Raw genomic sequence first — 14369 nt, 5'->3', positions numbered from 1 at the left:
CGCTGCTTCAGCCGTAGGCGAGCAGCGCCAGCACCCCGACGACGATGAGCGCGCAACCGGCGATTTCCAGACGGTTGATGCGCTCCTTGAAGATGAAGACTGTGGAGGCGAAGGTGAACAGCATCTCCACCTGCGCGAGCGCCTTCACGACGGCAGCCTGCTGCAACGTCATCGCCATGAACCAGCCGAACGAGGCGGTGGCGCCGACGAACCCGACGAGAAGCGCCGGGCGCCACGCGGCCGCGATGCGCGGCAGTTCGTTCCTTTCACGCAGCAGGATCCAGCCGAGCATCAGCACGGTCTGCAACACGATCACAAAGACCAGCGTATAGCTTGCCTGCATCATGTAGTCCGGCACCGGCAGTGTCGGTGCAAGCGCCAGCGAGGCGGAGCGGTAGGCGACGGCGGAGATGCCGAAGAACGTGCCCGACAACAGACCGATCGCAGCCGTCCGCGAAAAGACCGACGTCACGAGCGTGCGCAGCGACACCACGCTGCGGGCCACCGAGATGATCATCACGCCGGCAACGGAGATGGCGATGGCGACGAGTGTTCCGGCCGAAGCCCGTTCGCCGAGGAAGACCAGCGCGAAGACGGCCGCTTGCGCCGGCTCCGTGCGCGAATAGGCCGTCCCGACCGCGAAATTGCGGAACGAGAAGAGGTGGACGAGGAGGAAGGTCGCTGCGATCTGGCCGATCCCGCCGAGAACGGCCCAGAGGAAGAAGGCCGCACCCGGCACCGGCAGCGGCCTTGCCAGCACGACGGCGAGGATGCCCATGTAGAGGAGCGCAAAGGGCACGCCGAAGCCGAAGCGCACAAAAGTCGCACCCGTCGTCCCCATTCTGCCTTTGAGATGTTTCTGCATGGCGGAACGGACGTTCTGGAGGAAGGCCGCCGCGACTGTGATGAGAACCCAGATTTCCATATCCTGCCGCTAACACGCGGGCCTTGCCGAATCCATCACCGGATCCGAAAGGCATGGAAAATTCCATTTCCCTCGGCGCGGGCCCATGCCATAAGACGCCCATGAGCGATCTTCCGAACAAAGCCGATTTCAGCCATGTGCGTGACTGGGTCTTCGACCTCGACAACACGCTGTACCCGCATCATGTCGATCTCTTCGCCCAGATCGACAAGAACATGACGGCTTACGTCTCGGCCCTGCTCGGCCTGTCGCGCGAGGACGCGCGCACCCTGCAGAAGCAGTATTATTTCGATCATGGCACGACGCTGAAGGGCCTGATGATCCATCACGCCATCGATCCGGCGGACTTCCTCGAAAAGGCGCATGCGATCAATTACGACGTGCTGTCGCCCGACCTGCCGCTCGGTGAGGCGATCCAGGCGCTGCCGGGCCGCAAGTTCATCTTCACGAACGGCAGCGTCAAGCATGCCGAGATGGCGGCAAGGGCCCTCGGCATCTTCCACCATTTCGACGACGTCTTCGATATCGTGGCTGCGGAGTACGTGCCGAAGCCGGCGGGCGCGACCTACGACAAGTTCATGGCACTGCACCGGGTCGACACGAAACAGGCGGTGATGTTCGAGGATCTGCCGCGCAATCTCATCGTGCCGAAGACGCTCGGCATGAAAACCGTTCTGCTGACCCCGCGCGACGAGAATCATGAATTCGTCGATGCCTGGGAGAAGCGGACGGACGGCGACAAGCATATCGACTATGCGACGTCAAACCTGACGGCCTTCCTCAACGCGCTGCTCTAGGCAAGAGCCCGACATATTACCGACACGGAAAAAACCCTTTTCCGTCAAAAGCTTGAATTACCAATTTGTAACTGGTGCCGGCCGGCATTCCCCCTATCCTGCCTTCCCAAGGGACTTTGATGGATGGAAAGGAATGACCATGACCAAAAAGGAACTTCTTCTCGGCGCCGTCGCCGCCGGCCTTCTTCTTTCGGGCGCCGCCGCCCCCGCATTTGCCGCCAAGGGCGAGGGCCGGCACGGACCGCGCCATGCCGCGATGGTCGAGCGTCTCGACACCAACAAGGACGGCAAGGTCTCGCTCGACGAGTTCAAGGCCAACATCTCCGCCACTTTCAAGACCTTCGATGCCGACGGCAACGGCCAAGTGACGAAGGACGAGATCAAGACCCGCCACGACGCGTTCCGCGAGGCCCGCAAGGTCGTGCGCGATGCTGCCGATGCCGACAAGGACAAGGCCCGCGAGGCGCTGCGGGCTGCCGGTCCCTTCATGCTGCCCGGTGCCGGCCGCATGTTCGACCGCGCCGACACCGACAAGAACGGCACGCTCTCCGAAGCCGAGGTGCTCGCCTCTGCCGAGACGATCTTCGAACGCCGCGACAGCAACAAGGACGGCGCGATCGACACAGCGGATGCTCGCCCCCACAAGGGTAAAAGCTGGGGCAAGGGCAACCACGGCAAGGGCGGCGAAGAGCGTGCCGAGCACATGCTGAAGCGCCTCGATGCCAACAGCGACGGCAAGGTCTCGCAGGACGAATTGCTGCAGCGCGCCGTAGAAACCTTCCAGCGTTTCGACGCCGACAAGAACGGCGAGGTGACGAAGGCCGAGGTCGATGCCAAGCGCGAAGCCTTCCGTGATGCCCGCAAGGCCTACCGCGCGGTGAAGGCGACCGATGGGGAGGCCAAGGAAGCCGCGCTCAAGGCGCTGAGTGAAGCCCGGTTCGACCGCATGGGTGGCCGCATGTTCGAACGTGCCGATGCTGACAAGAACGGCGCGCTGACCAACACGGAGATGGAAACCGCCGCAGCGGCGATGTTCAAGCAGCGCGACCGCAACGGCGACGGCTTCATCACCGCCGACGAGATGGGCAAGCGCCACAAGTAATCAGCCCGTCGGATACAAAACGCCCCGGTCGATGCCGGGGCGTTTCTGTCGGTGAAGCCACTCCCTCGCCTCGATACGGGGCGGGAAAGACAGAGGAGCAGCCTCGCGGCGTGTCAGCCTTGAGCGGCAACCGCCTGCTCGGCTTCCAGATTCTCGGAAAACTTCACGATGATGTCCCAGGCCTCGTCGGCCGTCTCGACGAACTGCATCAGCTCCACATCACCCGGCGCGATCGTGCCAAAGGCCGCGAGCGCTTCGAAATCGATGATCTTGTGCCAGAACGCCTTGCCGAACAGGATGAGCGGCACCAGCGCCATGCGGCCCGTCTGCATCAGCGTCACCGTCTCGAACAGTTCGTCCAGCGTGCCGAAGCCGCCCGGAAACACCGTCACGGCCTTGGCGCGCAGCAGGAAGTGCATCTTGCGGATCGCGAAATAGTGGAAGTTGAAGCTGAGCTCCGGCGTGACATAGGGGTTCGGCGCCTGCTCGTGCGGCAGCACGATGTTGAGGCCGATCGACGGCGCGCCGATATCGGCCGCCCCGCGATTGCCCGCCTCCATGACGCCAGGCCCACCACCGGTGACGACGACATACTCCTTGAAGTCGAGCTCGGCCGATTTTTCCGAGCACATGCGCGCGAACTTGCGCGCCTCCTCGTAATAGACCGAAGCGGCTTCGAGGTTGATACGCTGGGTCTCGTTGCGCGCTGCCCAGGCCTCCTGGCCGGGCGCGGGAATACGCGCGCCGCCGAACATCACGACCGTCGACTTGATGCCGCGTTCGGCAAGCATCATCTCGACCTTCAGGAGTTCCAGCTGGAGGCGGACCGGGCGTAGCTCCTCGCGGCAGAGGAAATCGTCATCCACATAGGCAAGCCGATAGGCCGGATGGGCCGACTGCGGCGTCTGCGGCACCACCGCGGCGCGGTGCTTGTCCTGCGCGCTGTCGGCCAACGGATCCCACACGCCATCCTTGCGACGCAGATTCTTCTTCTTCAGTCTTGCCATGTCACTTTCCTGCTTGCTGGCCTGCTTTCCGGCCCCACGGGATTACCATTGCGCCCGTGCGACAGTATCTGCCGGAAAGGGGCTTCATCTTTTCCGGCACTTGCTCTAGAGCATTTTGCAGATCGATGAAATCAACCTTCCGGCATCCCGACAATCGAAAATAAGCCTCGAAGTTTAAGGAATTCCGATGAGCCTGTCCGACCTCGCCACCCTTTCCGCCACCATCGAGCGCGCCTTCGAGGAACGCGACGGCATAAACACCGGCACGCGCGGTGAAGTGCGCGATGCCGTGGAGACGTCCCTCAACCTTCTCGACGCCGGCAAGGTGCGCGTTGCCCAGCGCGGCGAGGATGGCACCTGGACCGTCAACCAGTGGCTCAAGAAGGCCGTTCTGCTCTCCTTCCGCCTCAACCCGATGGAGATCGTCAAGGGTGGCCCGGGCGATTCGTCCTGGTGGGACAAGGTGCCCTCCAAGTTCGACGGCTGGAGCGTCAACGAATTCGAGAAGGCCGGCTTCCGTGCCGTGCCGAACTGCGTGGTGCGCCGCTCGGCCTATATCGCGCCGAACGCCATCCTGATGCCTTCCTTCGTCAATCTCGGCGCCTATGTCGGCGAGGGCACGATGGTCGATACCTGGGCGACGGTGGGATCCTGCGCGCAGATCGGCAAGCATGTGCACCTCTCGGGCGGCGTCGGCATCGGCGGCGTTCTGGAGCCGATGCAGGCCGGCCCGACGATCATCGAGGACAATTGCTTCATCGGCGCCCGTTCGGAAGTCGTCGAGGGCTGCATCGTGCGCGAGGGCTCCGTGCTCGGCATGGGCGTCTTCATCGGCAAGTCGACCAAGATCGTCGACCGCGCGACGGGCGAAGTGACCTATGGCGAGGTGCCGCCCTATTCCGTCGTCGTCGCCGGTTCCATGCCGTCAGACAAGACCATGCCGAACGGCCTGCCCGCGCCAAGCCTCTACTGCGCCGTCATCGTCAAGCGTGTCGATGCGCAGACCCGCTCGAAGACCGGCATCAACGAACTGCTCCGGGACTAAGTCATGGCGGTCGTGGAAGAGCAGAGGCCGAGCCTCGCCTGGCTCTTCTTCGGCTGGTCCGGCCGGGTCAGCCGGGTGCCCTTCGCGCTCGGCTGGGCGTTCTGGCTCATGCTGCTTTCGGCGGCGCTCGCCCGCATCATCATCGTGCCGAAGGAGGATCCGTCTTTCCTCCTCTGGTCCTTCGTCTTTGTCGGTATGGCGCTCGTCTCCACAGTCTCCTCCGTTCTCCTGACGGTCAAGCGGCTGCACGACATGAACCTGCCGCTGCCGCTGATCATCTGCCTGTTCATCCCGGCCATCTCCTTCTTCGCGCTCTTCGCCTTCATGGTCTGGCCGGGAACGAACGGGCCGAACGACTATGGCAGCCTGCCCAATCGGCCGAAAGACTGACAGGCCCTCTTCTGGCGCGCGTGACAGCGCACGGGCGATCGGCTAAATCTCGATTCTCACTCCTCCCTTTCGTGCCGTGACCGCATGTCCATGACCCCCGCCGATCCGATCGCCAATCTCGCAACGCTCATCCGCTGCCCCTCCGTCACCCCTGCCGAAGGCGGAGCGCTGTCGGCGCTCGCCGCCATGCTGGAGCCGCTCGGCTTCACGGTGGAGCGCATGACGGCGCGCGAGCCCGGCATGCCCGACATCGAGAACCTCTATGCCCGCATCGGCACCGAGGGACCGCACCTGATGTTCGCCGGCCACACGGATGTCGTACCCGTCGGCAACGCGGCAGCCTGGACGCATGCGCCCTTCGGCGCCGAGATCGCCGACGGCGAGATGTTCGGCCGCGGTGCGGTGGACATGAAGGGCGGCATCGCCTGCTTCGTCGCCGCCGTCGCGCGCCAGATCGCAAAGAACGGCCCGCCGAAGGGTTCGCTCTCCTTCCTCATCACCGGTGACGAGGAAGGCCCGGCCGTCAACGGCACGATCAAGCTGCTGCAATGGGCCGCGGAGCGTGGCGAACGCTGGGATGCCTGCCTCGTCGGCGAGCCGACGAATCCGGACCAGCTCGGCGACATGATCAAGATCGGCCGGCGTGGCTCCGTCTCCGGCACGATCACGGTGCATGGCGTGCAGGGCCATGCCGCCTATCCGCATCTTGCCGACAACGCCGTGCGCGGCGTGATCGCGCTCACCGACGCCCTGATGCACCCGCCCTTCGACGCCGGCACGGAGAACTTCCAGCCGTCGAACCTCGAGGTGACGACGATCGACGTCGGCAACCCCGCGACCAATGTCGTACCGGCACAGGCGATCGCCCGCTTCAACATCCGCTTCAACGACAGCTGGACAGCCGAGACCGTGATGGCCGAGATCGTGCGCCGGCTCGATGCCGCAGCGCGCGACGAAAGGCTGCGGCCGGGCCGCCCGCCACTCCGCTACGACATCGCCTGGGCCGAACGCCCGAGCCACGTCTTCCTCACCCGCAACGACCGGCTGATCGCCTCGCTGTCGGGTGCCGTGGAGACCGTGGTCGGCCGTGCGCCGAAACTGTCGACGACGGGGGGCACCTCCGATGCCCGCTTCATCAAGGACTATTGCCCGGTCGTGGAGTTCGGCCTCGTCGGACAGACCATGCACATGGTCGACGAGCACGTGGCCGTCGCCGATCTCGAGACACTGACCGTGATCTACGAGACCTTCATCCAGCGCTGGTTCGGCGATGCCCAGGCTTGACGAGGTCCTGTATTATCTCACCGGCGTCTTCCTGCTCGTGCGGCAGAAGCAGGAAGGCTTCGGCTGGCTGGACCTGACAGCGCGCGGGCTTGCCCGTTCCTTCTGGGCCTTCGCCTGGTGCCTTCCCGCCTTTGCCGTCATCTGGGCATCCTGGCGGCTCTATTTTCTCGGCAGCATGCCGGCGGGAACACCTGCCGGCCTCCCCTTCTTCGTCAAGCTCCTGGTGATCGACGTGGCGGGCTGGCTGCTGCCGCTGGTGCTGCTTCTGGCGCTTGCGCGCCCGCTCGGCTACGGCAGGCATCTGGCAACCGTCGTGACGGCGAGCAACTGGATCGCCGTGCCCTTCGCCTATGCGGCGGCGATCCCCTTCGCGCTGACGCTGGTTCTGCCGGGGAGCGCGCCCTTTGCCGGCCTGCTGCTCTATGCGGTCTTCGGCGCCAGCGTCGTGCTGCAATTCCGCCTCGTCTGGATGTGTGTCGGCAAGCAGACGCTGCTCGCCTCCGCCATCACGGCGATCTACGTGCTGCCGCCGATGATTGCCGGGCAGCAATTGCAACAGGCTCTCGGCACGCTGCCGGGCTGACCGGCATTCCTGCGTCCGGAAACGGTTAGTAGTCGACGGCCATGAAGTAGAGCCCGTCCGGCGGCGCAACGGGGCCGCAGGCCTTGCGGTCGCGTGCCTCAAGCGCGCTGCGCACATCCTCCGGCGTCCACTTGCCCTCCCCCGCCAGCTTCAGCGTGCCGGCGAAGGAGCGGATCTGGTTGTGCAGGAAGCTCTGCGCCGAAACGCGCATCTCGATCAGGTCGCCGCTGCGCGTCACGTCCAGCCGGTCGATGGTGCGCACCGGGCTGTTCGCCTGGCATTGGGCAGCCCGGAAGGTCGTGAAATCATGCCTGCCGACCAGCAACTGCCCGGCGGCATGCATCATCTGGTGGTCGAGCGTCCTGGTGACAAACCATGCCCGGTTCGCCTCCAGCGCCAACGGCGCCGGGCGTGAGATGATGCGATAGAGATAGTGCCGCTTCACCGCCGAGAAGCGGGCGTCGAAATCATCGGGCACCTCAGCGGCATCGAGGATCACGACCCGCTCGCGGGCCATGCCGAGATGGGCGTTGAGCGCGTTGCGCAGCGTGTGGTCCTTCCACACCCGTGAAAGATCCGCATGGGCCACCTGTCCCATGGCATGCACGCCGGAATCCGTGCGCCCCGCGCCGCGGATCGAGACGGTCTCGCCCGTCAGCGACAGGATGGCCGCCTCGATGGCCCCCTGCACGGAGTGCCCGTTGTCCTGCCTCTGCCAGCCGACATAGGGCGTGCCATCATACTCGATGCGGAGGCGGTAGCGCGGCATCAGCCGATGACCTGGCCGGCCGCGACCGGCGTGCCGCGAAGGAAATCCGCTGCGTCGAGCGGCTTGCCGCCCGCCTTCTGCAGGCGCACGAGCCGCACGGCTTCGCCATCACCGCAGGCGACCGTGAGCCGGTCGTCGAGAACCGTGCCGGCAGCCTTCGCCGTGGTTTCACTCGCCCGCGCACTCGCCAGCACCTTCACCCGCTCCGGCTTGCCGCCGACCGGCAGCTCGAACCAGGCGCCGGGGAAGGGCGAGAGACCGCGGATATGGTTGTGCACATCGCCAGCCGGGCGGGAAAAATCGATGCGGGTCTCGGCCTTGTCGATCTTGGCGGCGTAGAGCACGCCCGTCTCGGCTTGCGGGGTCAACGGCAGGTCGCCGGCCTCCAGCTTTGCCATGGCCTCCGTCATCAGGGCGCCACCTGCCTGCATCAGGGCGTCATGCAGCTCGCCGGCCGTCATGCCGTCGCCGATCGCCACCCGACGGGTGAGCGCGACCGGGCCGGTATCAAGCCCCTTTTCCATCTGCATGACCATCATGCCGGTTTCCGCATCACCCGCCATGATCGCCCGCTGGATGGGCGCCGCGCCGCGCCAGCGGGGCAGCAGCGAGGCATGGCCGTTGTAGCAGCCGAGCCGGGTACCGGTCAGGATCGCCTCCGGCAGCAGGAGACCATAGGCGACGACGACGGCGACGTCCGCCTTCAGCGCGTGAAAGGCCGCGCGATCGGCCTCCTCGCGGAAATTGAGCGGCGTGAAGACCGGAAGCCCAAGCTTTTCCGCCGCCTGGTGCACCGGCGACTTCACCAGTTCGAGGCCACGGCGGCCGGCCGGGCGGGGCGGCTGCGAATAGACGGCGACGATCTCGTGGCCGGCTTTCACCAACGCCTCCAGCGTCGGCACGGAGAAATCCGGCGTGCCCATGAAGATGATGCGAAGGGCCATCGGTCAGCCTCCATGAAAGCAATACCGGCAAAGGCGCGAAGCGTTTTGCCTCCGGCATTGCGGGAAAACGGAAACCTGGGCGGTTGTCGCCTCAGAGCGCCTTGCTGCCACGCAGCTTCGCCGCCTTGGTGAATTTGCGGATCACCATCTCGCGCTTCAGCTTTGAAATATGGTCGATGAACAGCACGCCGTTGAGGTGATCGATCTCGTGCTGAAGACAGGTCGCCAGCAGCCCGTCGGCCTCCGTCAGCTGCTCCTTGCCGTCCCGGTCGAGGTGCTTGACGGTGATGACGGCAGGACGCTCGACCTCTGCATAATAGTCCGGGATCGACAGGCAACCCTCCTCGTAGACCGAGCGGGTATCCGAAGCGGAGACGACTTCCGGATTGATGAAGACGAGCGGCTTCTTGTCCTCGCCCTCCTTGGAAACGTCGAGCACCAGCATGCGGCGCGCCACACCGATCTGGATGGCGGCAAGGCCGATGCCCGGCGCATCGTACATGGTTTCCAGCATGTCGTCGGCGAGCTTCTTCACCTCGCTGTCGATGGTCTCGATGGGCTTCGAAACCTGGCGGAGGATCGGATCGGGAAGGATAATCAGCGGCTTGATGGTCATGCGCCTCCTTAGCGCGGTTTTTTGACGCTTTCAATCGGCTTCGACTGCCGCCGGCGCTGCAGTGCGCGCATCTATGTTCACGTTATGATCTAGTTTCCGCCGCAATCCGTGTTATGGTCGCGGCATGATCGATCCGACCTTTGACATGTTGCTTGCCTCCTTCCTCACTCGACTTGGCGGCCCCGGCCCGGCACTCATGCTGCTCGCAGCCGCGCTGATCGCCGTTTTCGGCCTCCTTTCGGCCCGCCGCAGCCAGGCGCGCCAGCGCGAGGCTGCGGGCATGGCGGAGTTGCGCTTTGCCGAACTCCTGAAAGCGCAGACGGAAATGCAGGGACGCGTCGCCACCATGGCCGAGGTCTTCGGCTCCAAGCAGTCGGAAACAAACCAGGCGATCAATGCCCGGCTCGACGGCCTGACGCAGCGGCTCGGCCAGTCGATCTCAGAACAGACCCGCTCGACGCACGAAAACCTGCGCCGCCTGCAGGAACGGCTTGCCGTCATCGACAATGCGCAGAGCAACATCCAGTCCCTGGCGAAAGACGTGGTCGGCCTCCAGGCGATCCTGTCGAACAAGCAGACGCGCGGCGCCTTCGGCCAGTCGCGCATGGAGACGATCATCGCCGATGCCATGCCATCGGGCGCCTACCAGTTCCAGGCGCAGCTTTCCAACGGCGTCAGACCGGATTGCACGATCCGCATGCCGAACGGCCAGCCACCCCTGGTCGTCGATGCGAAATTTCCGCTCGAGGCATGGAATGCCCTGTCGGACGGACGTTCTCCCGAGGCCGCCAAGCTCGCCGCGCAACAATTCCGCCGCGACATGGAGACCCATATCCGCGATATCGCCGAAAAGTACCTGCTGGCCGGCGAGACGCAGGACACCGCCTTCCTCTTCGTGCCCTCGGAATCGATCTTCGCCAGCATCCACGAGAATTTCGAGGCTATCGTGCAGCGGGCACACCGGGCACGCATCGTCATCGTCTCGCCATCGCTGCTGATGCTCTCCGTGCAGGTATTGCAGGCGCTTCTGAAGGATCAGCGCATGCGCGAGCAGGCCCATGTCATCCAGGGCGAGGTCGCCAGGCTGATGGACGATTTGACGCGGCTCGACGACCGGGTGCGCAAGCTTTCCGGTCATTTCACCGCAGCCCAGAAGGATGTCGACCTCATCCTGACCTCCACAGAGAAGCTCACGCGGCGCGGCGCGCGCATCGGGGACATGGATTTCGAGGCAACCGCACCGCTTTCTCCACCGGCGGAGGCGGCTGTCGAGACCCGAACGGGACAGCTTCGCCTGAGGGTGGTTGACGAAGACTGACCGCCTCGGGCAGTGTCCGGCGGAAACCATAAGGGGCACCTCTCATGATCACCGTCTTCGGCTCCATCAACATGGACCTCATCGCCACGCCAGAACGCCTGCCGAAGCCGGGTGAGACGGTGATGGGCAGCAGCTTCACCACCGCCGCTGGCGGCAAGGGCGCCAACCAGGCGCTCGCCGCCCGTCGCGCCGGCGCGATCGTACGCATGGCCGGCGCCGTGGGCGACGACCGGCTCGGCAGCCAGGCGCTGGCCCTGCTCGCCGACGCCGCCGTGGACCTCAACGGCGTACGCTCCGCCGCCGAGGCGACCGGGACGGCCCATATCCTTGTGGACGACGAGGGTGAGAACGTCATCGTCGTCGTACCGGGCGCCAACGGCACCGTCAGCGAGGAGGACGCCAAGCGCACCGTCGGCGGCATGACGCGTGGCGACTATCTGATGCTGCAGTTCGAAATTCCCAATGCCGCCATCGAAGCCGCGCTCGTCAGCGCCAAGCAGAAGGGCGCCATCTCGGTCGTCAACATCGCGCCGTTCAGCGCCGATGCCCGCCGCCTCGGCGCGATGGCCGATATCCTCGTCGCCAATGAAACGGAATTCGACCTCTTCGTCGGCAAGGGCGAGCTCTCCGACGAGGCGCGCGAGACGACGATGCGCGCACTGCATGCCGACAGCGGCCAGACGATCATCGTCACGCTTGGCGCCGATGGCGTCGTCGCGATCCGCAAGAACGAGATCTTCCGCGCCGCCGGCCTCAAGATCGAGCCTATCGATACGGTGGGGGCGGGCGATACGTTCTGCGGCTATCTTGCCGCCTCGCTCGATGCCGGCCTCGGCTTCAAGGAGGCGCTGCGCCGTGCAGCCGTCGCCGGATCGCTCGCCTGCCTGAAGCCCGGCGCCCAGCCCTCCATCCCCTTCGCTCCCGCCGTCGACGCCGAAATCTGACGTCGATGCGGCGGCTCCGCCCGCCGGATTTCGCAATTGGCACATCGGGCGTCGCATTGGCTGCGGCGCCTGAAAAATCAGCTGGTTGCGCCGAGAAGTGGTGGCGATATTTGGCTATTTATTAATATTTTATAGGTTACTGAAGTCCTCAGGCGCGGCCCTTCCGGTCGGCTGCCGTCGGCGCTGGTCGCGCGCCCCGACCTCCATGATGGAGACCCCCTGCAAACGAATGTGCTCCTCCGCGGTGCCGCCGCGGACGTCTCTCATCGTGAGGATTTTATGTTCAAGTTCCAGGCCAAGTCGCTCGCGACGAAGCTCATCGCGGTTACCGGCGGCACGATCGCCCTGGTGATGCTCGCCTCCAATACCGTACTCATCGGCCAGACGCAGAGCCGCGTCGCCGATCTCGTCTATTCCGAAGCCGACACCGAGGCGAAGGCGATCGCCGCCGACATCGCGACCGATATCGGCCAGCTGGCCAGCGCCGCGCGCTCCATGGCGGGCGTGATCGAGCAAGGCCAGGCCGGCGGGCATTTCGACCGCAAGGAAGTGGTCGACCTCATCAAGGCGAATGCGGAAAAGAACAGTTTCGCGCTCGGCAGCTGGTTTGCGGAAGAGCCGAACGCCTTCGACGGCAAATCGCGCGAGACGGCCGAACAGCTGGAAACCGGCACGTTCAAGGACGGCTCGTTCAACCCTTACTGGACGAAGCGCAAGGACGGCTCCATCGCGCTTTCCACCTTTGAATCCGACTACAAGGCCGAGTGGTATTCGCTGGCTGCCGGCAGCGGCAAGGGTGCGATGAGCCAGCCCTACAAGGAAAGCTCGACCGGCGAAGGCTTCACCATGGCCTCCATCGCCTTTCCGGTCGCTCCGGGCGGCAAGCTGATCGGCGTCACCGGCGTCGATGTCTCGCTGAAGACGCTCAACGAAAAACTCAGCCAGCTGAAGCCCTTCGGTGAGGGCCGCGTCATGCTGCTGTCGCAGACCGGCAAGTGGATCGTTGCGCCGAACGCCGACCTCCTGATGACGGATTATGACGGCCAGGGTGCCGAGATCGTCAAGGAAGCCCTTGCCACAGGCAAGACCGGCCGCATCGAGAACCTCTCCTTCGACGAGCTGGCCGCCTTCGACCGCGTCGTCTACCCCTTTGCGCTGCCGGACATCAACACGACCTGGATCGTGCTGGTCGACGTGCCGCGCGCGGCAATCGCCGCACCGATCAACGACCAGACCCGCATGATGATCCTCGGTGGCCTGATCGTTCTCGGCGCCGTGCTTGCCGGCCTCTACATCGCCATTCGCGTCTTCGTACAGAAGCCGCTTGCCGGCCTCGTTTCCGGCGTGGCAACGCTCAGCAGCGGCGTCTATACCCAGCCGATCGCCGGCCAGGAGCGCTCGGACGAAACCGGCTCGGTCGCCAAGGCTCTGGAAGGGTTCCGCCACCAGCTTGCAGACACCAAGCGCCTGGAAGCCGAAGCCGACAACCAGCGCCAGCTGACCGAGACCGAGCGCAACCGATCGGAAGCCGAGCGCGCCGAATCGAGTGCCCTCCAGCGCGACATCGTCGCCCGCCTCGGCGACGGCCTTGCCCAGCTTTCCTCCGGCAACCTGACCTTCCGCCTCTCCGGTGATTTCCCGGGCGAATACGGCAAGCTCAAGAACGATTTCAACTCGGCGATCGCCAGCCTCGAGGAAACGATCCAGACGGTCAATGCCTCGGTCGGGAACATCGGCGGTGGCACCGGCGAGATTTCCAAGGGCGCGGCCGATCTCTCGCACCGCACCGAACAGCAGGCGGCAAGCCTGGAAGAGACGGCGGCCGCCCTCGACCAGATCACCTCGCAGGTCAACTCCAGCGCGGACAATGCCCGCGTCGCTGCCAAATCGGTGGAAACGGCCAGCAACGACGCCAGCAAGTCCGGCGAAGTGGTGCAGAAGGCGATCGACGCCATGCGCGGTATCGAGCACTCCTCGCACGAGATCTCCAACATCATCGGGGTCATCGACGACATCGCCTTCCAGACAAACCTTCTGGCGCTCAATGCCGGCGTGGAAGCGGCGCGCGCGGGCGAAGCCGGCAAGGGCTTTGCGGTCGTCGCCCAGGAAGTACGCGAGCTCGCCCAGCGCTCGGCCAACGCCGCCAAGGAGATCAAGACGCTGATCAACACCTCCGAGGTGCAGGTCCGCGAGGGCGTCGATCTCGTCGGCAAGGCCGGCAGCGCGTTGGAAAACATTGCCGACCAGGTCATCCAGATCAACAGCCTCATCCGCCAGATCTCCTCGTCCGCCTCCGAACAGGCCGTCGGCCTCAAGGAGATCAACGCGGCCGTCAACCAGATGGACCAGGTGACCCAGCAGAACGCCGCGATGGTCGAGGAGACCACCGCCGCCTCCATGGCGCTCAACGACGAGGCCCAGACGCTGAAGTCGCTCGTCGCCCGCTTCCGCGCCGGCGCGGCCACCATGGCCGCCCAGCCGGTACAGCAGGCAACCCGCCGCGACGTCCAGCCGCAGCGCACCGCCTATCAGGCGCCGCGCACGACGGCCCGCGCCATGCCGCAGGTCGCGGGCAACACGGCGCTTGCTCAGGATGATTGGGAAGAGTTCTGAGGCGGACCGAATGACGAAAAAAGGGCCGGCGG

At 65.0% G+C, this 14369-nt stretch carries 14 protein-coding genes; 9 read left to right on the top strand and 5 right to left on the bottom strand.

The window, feature by feature from the left end; all coding sequences use genetic code 11:
* Positions 1-7: 7 nt before the first annotated feature.
* Complete coding sequence (locus K0P03_RS00315) at positions 8-925, bottom strand: DMT family transporter (RefSeq protein WP_023515235.1); 918 nt, start codon at positions 923-925, stop codon at positions 8-10.
* 101 nt (positions 926-1026) lie between these two features.
* Here K0P03_RS00315 and K0P03_RS00310 point away from each other — a divergent pair, with 101 nt between their 5' ends.
* Together K0P03_RS00310 and K0P03_RS00305 are read left to right on the top strand one after the other, a co-directional pair.
* Positions 1027-1722: a pyrimidine 5'-nucleotidase gene (locus tag K0P03_RS00310; RefSeq protein WP_037405961.1), complete on the top strand. Its 696-nt coding sequence runs from the start codon at positions 1027-1029 to the stop codon at positions 1720-1722.
* Positions 1723-1855: 133 nt separating this feature from the next.
* The gene (locus K0P03_RS00305; RefSeq protein WP_272788591.1) at positions 1856-2824 is read left to right on the top strand and encodes an EF-hand domain-containing protein; all 969 of its coding nucleotides are present in this window, start codon (positions 1856-1858) and stop codon (positions 2822-2824) included.
* Positions 2825-2937: 113 nt separating this feature from the next.
* Here the strand turns inward: K0P03_RS00305 and K0P03_RS00300 are convergent, their stop codons facing one another.
* Entirely contained in the window at positions 2938-3831 is an 894-nt protein-coding gene (locus K0P03_RS00300) for an LOG family protein (protein WP_272788590.1), read from the bottom strand.
* Between the two features lie 187 nt (positions 3832-4018).
* On the opposite strand from K0P03_RS00300, the gene dapD reads away from it, so the two are divergent.
* The 4 genes from dapD (at position 4019) to K0P03_RS00280 (ending at position 7133) form a co-directional block, all read left to right on the top strand.
* Positions 4019-4876: a 2,3,4,5-tetrahydropyridine-2,6-dicarboxylate N-succinyltransferase gene (gene dapD, locus K0P03_RS00295; protein ID WP_130516504.1), complete on the top strand. Its 858-nt coding sequence runs from the start codon at positions 4019-4021 to the stop codon at positions 4874-4876.
* A gap of 3 nt (positions 4877-4879) precedes the next feature.
* Positions 4880-5266 (top strand): DUF805 domain-containing protein, encoded by a 387-nt coding sequence (locus K0P03_RS00290; RefSeq protein ID WP_050742629.1) that lies wholly within the window; start codon positions 4880-4882, stop codon positions 5264-5266.
* Positions 5267-5356: 90 nt separating this feature from the next.
* Positions 5357-6550, top strand: a complete 1194-nt coding sequence (gene dapE / locus K0P03_RS00285) for a succinyl-diaminopimelate desuccinylase (protein ID WP_272790428.1) — start codon at positions 5357-5359, stop codon at positions 6548-6550.
* The gene (locus tag K0P03_RS00280; protein ID WP_272788589.1) at positions 6537-7133 is read left to right on the top strand and encodes a hypothetical protein; all 597 of its coding nucleotides are present in this window, start codon (positions 6537-6539) and stop codon (positions 7131-7133) included. Before dapE ends, K0P03_RS00280 begins: the two co-directional genes overlap by 14 nt.
* A gap of 25 nt (positions 7134-7158) precedes the next feature.
* On the opposite strand, the gene truA is transcribed toward K0P03_RS00280, so the two are convergent.
* From truA to def, 3 genes are all read right to left on the bottom strand, one after another.
* Positions 7159-7902: a tRNA pseudouridine(38-40) synthase TruA gene (gene truA, locus K0P03_RS00275; protein WP_023512910.1), complete on the bottom strand. Its 744-nt coding sequence runs from the start codon at positions 7900-7902 to the stop codon at positions 7159-7161.
* Positions 7902-8846: a methionyl-tRNA formyltransferase gene (gene fmt, locus K0P03_RS00270; protein WP_023512911.1), complete on the bottom strand. Its 945-nt coding sequence runs from the start codon at positions 8844-8846 to the stop codon at positions 7902-7904. Before fmt ends, truA begins: the two co-directional genes overlap by 1 nt.
* Before the next feature lie 91 nt (positions 8847-8937).
* Positions 8938-9462 (bottom strand): peptide deformylase, encoded by a 525-nt coding sequence (gene def / locus K0P03_RS00265; protein WP_023512912.1) that lies wholly within the window; start codon positions 9460-9462, stop codon positions 8938-8940.
* Between the two features lie 145 nt (positions 9463-9607).
* Here def and K0P03_RS00260 point away from each other — a divergent pair, with 145 nt between their 5' ends.
* The 3 genes from K0P03_RS00260 (at position 9608) to K0P03_RS00250 (ending at position 14337) form a co-directional block, all read left to right on the top strand.
* Positions 9608-10780 (top strand): DNA recombination protein RmuC, encoded by a 1173-nt coding sequence (locus tag K0P03_RS00260; RefSeq protein WP_272790427.1) that lies wholly within the window; start codon positions 9608-9610, stop codon positions 10778-10780.
* Positions 10781-10824: 44 nt separating this feature from the next.
* Positions 10825-11724 carry a ribokinase gene (locus tag K0P03_RS00255; RefSeq protein ID WP_023512914.1) on the top strand — a complete coding sequence of 300 codons (900 nt, stop codon included), beginning with the start codon at positions 10825-10827 and terminating at the stop codon, positions 11722-11724.
* A gap of 279 nt (positions 11725-12003) precedes the next feature.
* A complete protein-coding gene (locus K0P03_RS00250) occupies positions 12004-14337 on the top strand; it encodes a methyl-accepting chemotaxis protein (RefSeq protein ID WP_272788588.1) in 2334 nt (777 codons plus the stop codon).
* Positions 14338-14369: the final 32 nt, after the last annotated feature.

It is taken from the genome of Shinella sp. HY16, from assembly GCF_028534175.1.
Taxonomy (GTDB): Bacteria; Pseudomonadota; Alphaproteobacteria; order Rhizobiales; family Rhizobiaceae; genus Shinella.
Note: the sequence above shows the minus strand (reverse complement) of the source record. Positions and strands in the feature narration are given on the sequence as shown.

Bases quoted from the DNA above. Each gene is read 5' to 3' on its own strand.
- K0P03_RS00300 (WP_272788590.1), bottom strand. From the start codon at position 3,831: ATGGCAAGACTGAAGAAGAAGAATCTGCGTCGCAAGGATGGCGTGTGG.
- fmt (WP_023512911.1), bottom strand. From the start codon at position 8,846: ATGGCCCTTCGCATCATCTTCATGGGCACGCCGGATTTCTCCGTGCCG.
- K0P03_RS00255 (WP_023512914.1), top strand. From the start codon at position 10,825: ATGATCACCGTCTTCGGCTCCATCAACATGGACCTCATCGCCACGCCA.
- def (WP_023512912.1), bottom strand. From the start codon at position 9,462: ATGACCATCAAGCCGCTGATTATCCTTCCCGATCCGATCCTCCGCCAG.
- K0P03_RS00315 (WP_023515235.1), bottom strand. From the start codon at position 925: ATGGAAATCTGGGTTCTCATCACAGTCGCGGCGGCCTTCCTCCAGAAC.
- K0P03_RS00250 (WP_272788588.1), top strand. From the start codon at position 12,004: ATGTTCAAGTTCCAGGCCAAGTCGCTCGCGACGAAGCTCATCGCGGTT.
- K0P03_RS00280 (WP_272788589.1), top strand. From the start codon at position 6,537: ATGCCCAGGCTTGACGAGGTCCTGTATTATCTCACCGGCGTCTTCCTG.
- K0P03_RS00305 (WP_272788591.1), top strand. From the start codon at position 1,856: ATGACCATGACCAAAAAGGAACTTCTTCTCGGCGCCGTCGCCGCCGGC.
- truA (WP_023512910.1), bottom strand. From the start codon at position 7,902: ATGCCGCGCTACCGCCTCCGCATCGAGTATGATGGCACGCCCTATGTC.
- K0P03_RS00290 (WP_050742629.1), top strand. From the start codon at position 4,880: ATGGCGGTCGTGGAAGAGCAGAGGCCGAGCCTCGCCTGGCTCTTCTTC.
- K0P03_RS00310 (WP_037405961.1), top strand. From the start codon at position 1,027: ATGAGCGATCTTCCGAACAAAGCCGATTTCAGCCATGTGCGTGACTGG.
- K0P03_RS00260 (WP_272790427.1), top strand. From the start codon at position 9,608: ATGTTGCTTGCCTCCTTCCTCACTCGACTTGGCGGCCCCGGCCCGGCA.
- dapE (WP_272790428.1), top strand. From the start codon at position 5,357: ATGACCCCCGCCGATCCGATCGCCAATCTCGCAACGCTCATCCGCTGC.
- dapD (WP_130516504.1), top strand. From the start codon at position 4,019: ATGAGCCTGTCCGACCTCGCCACCCTTTCCGCCACCATCGAGCGCGCC.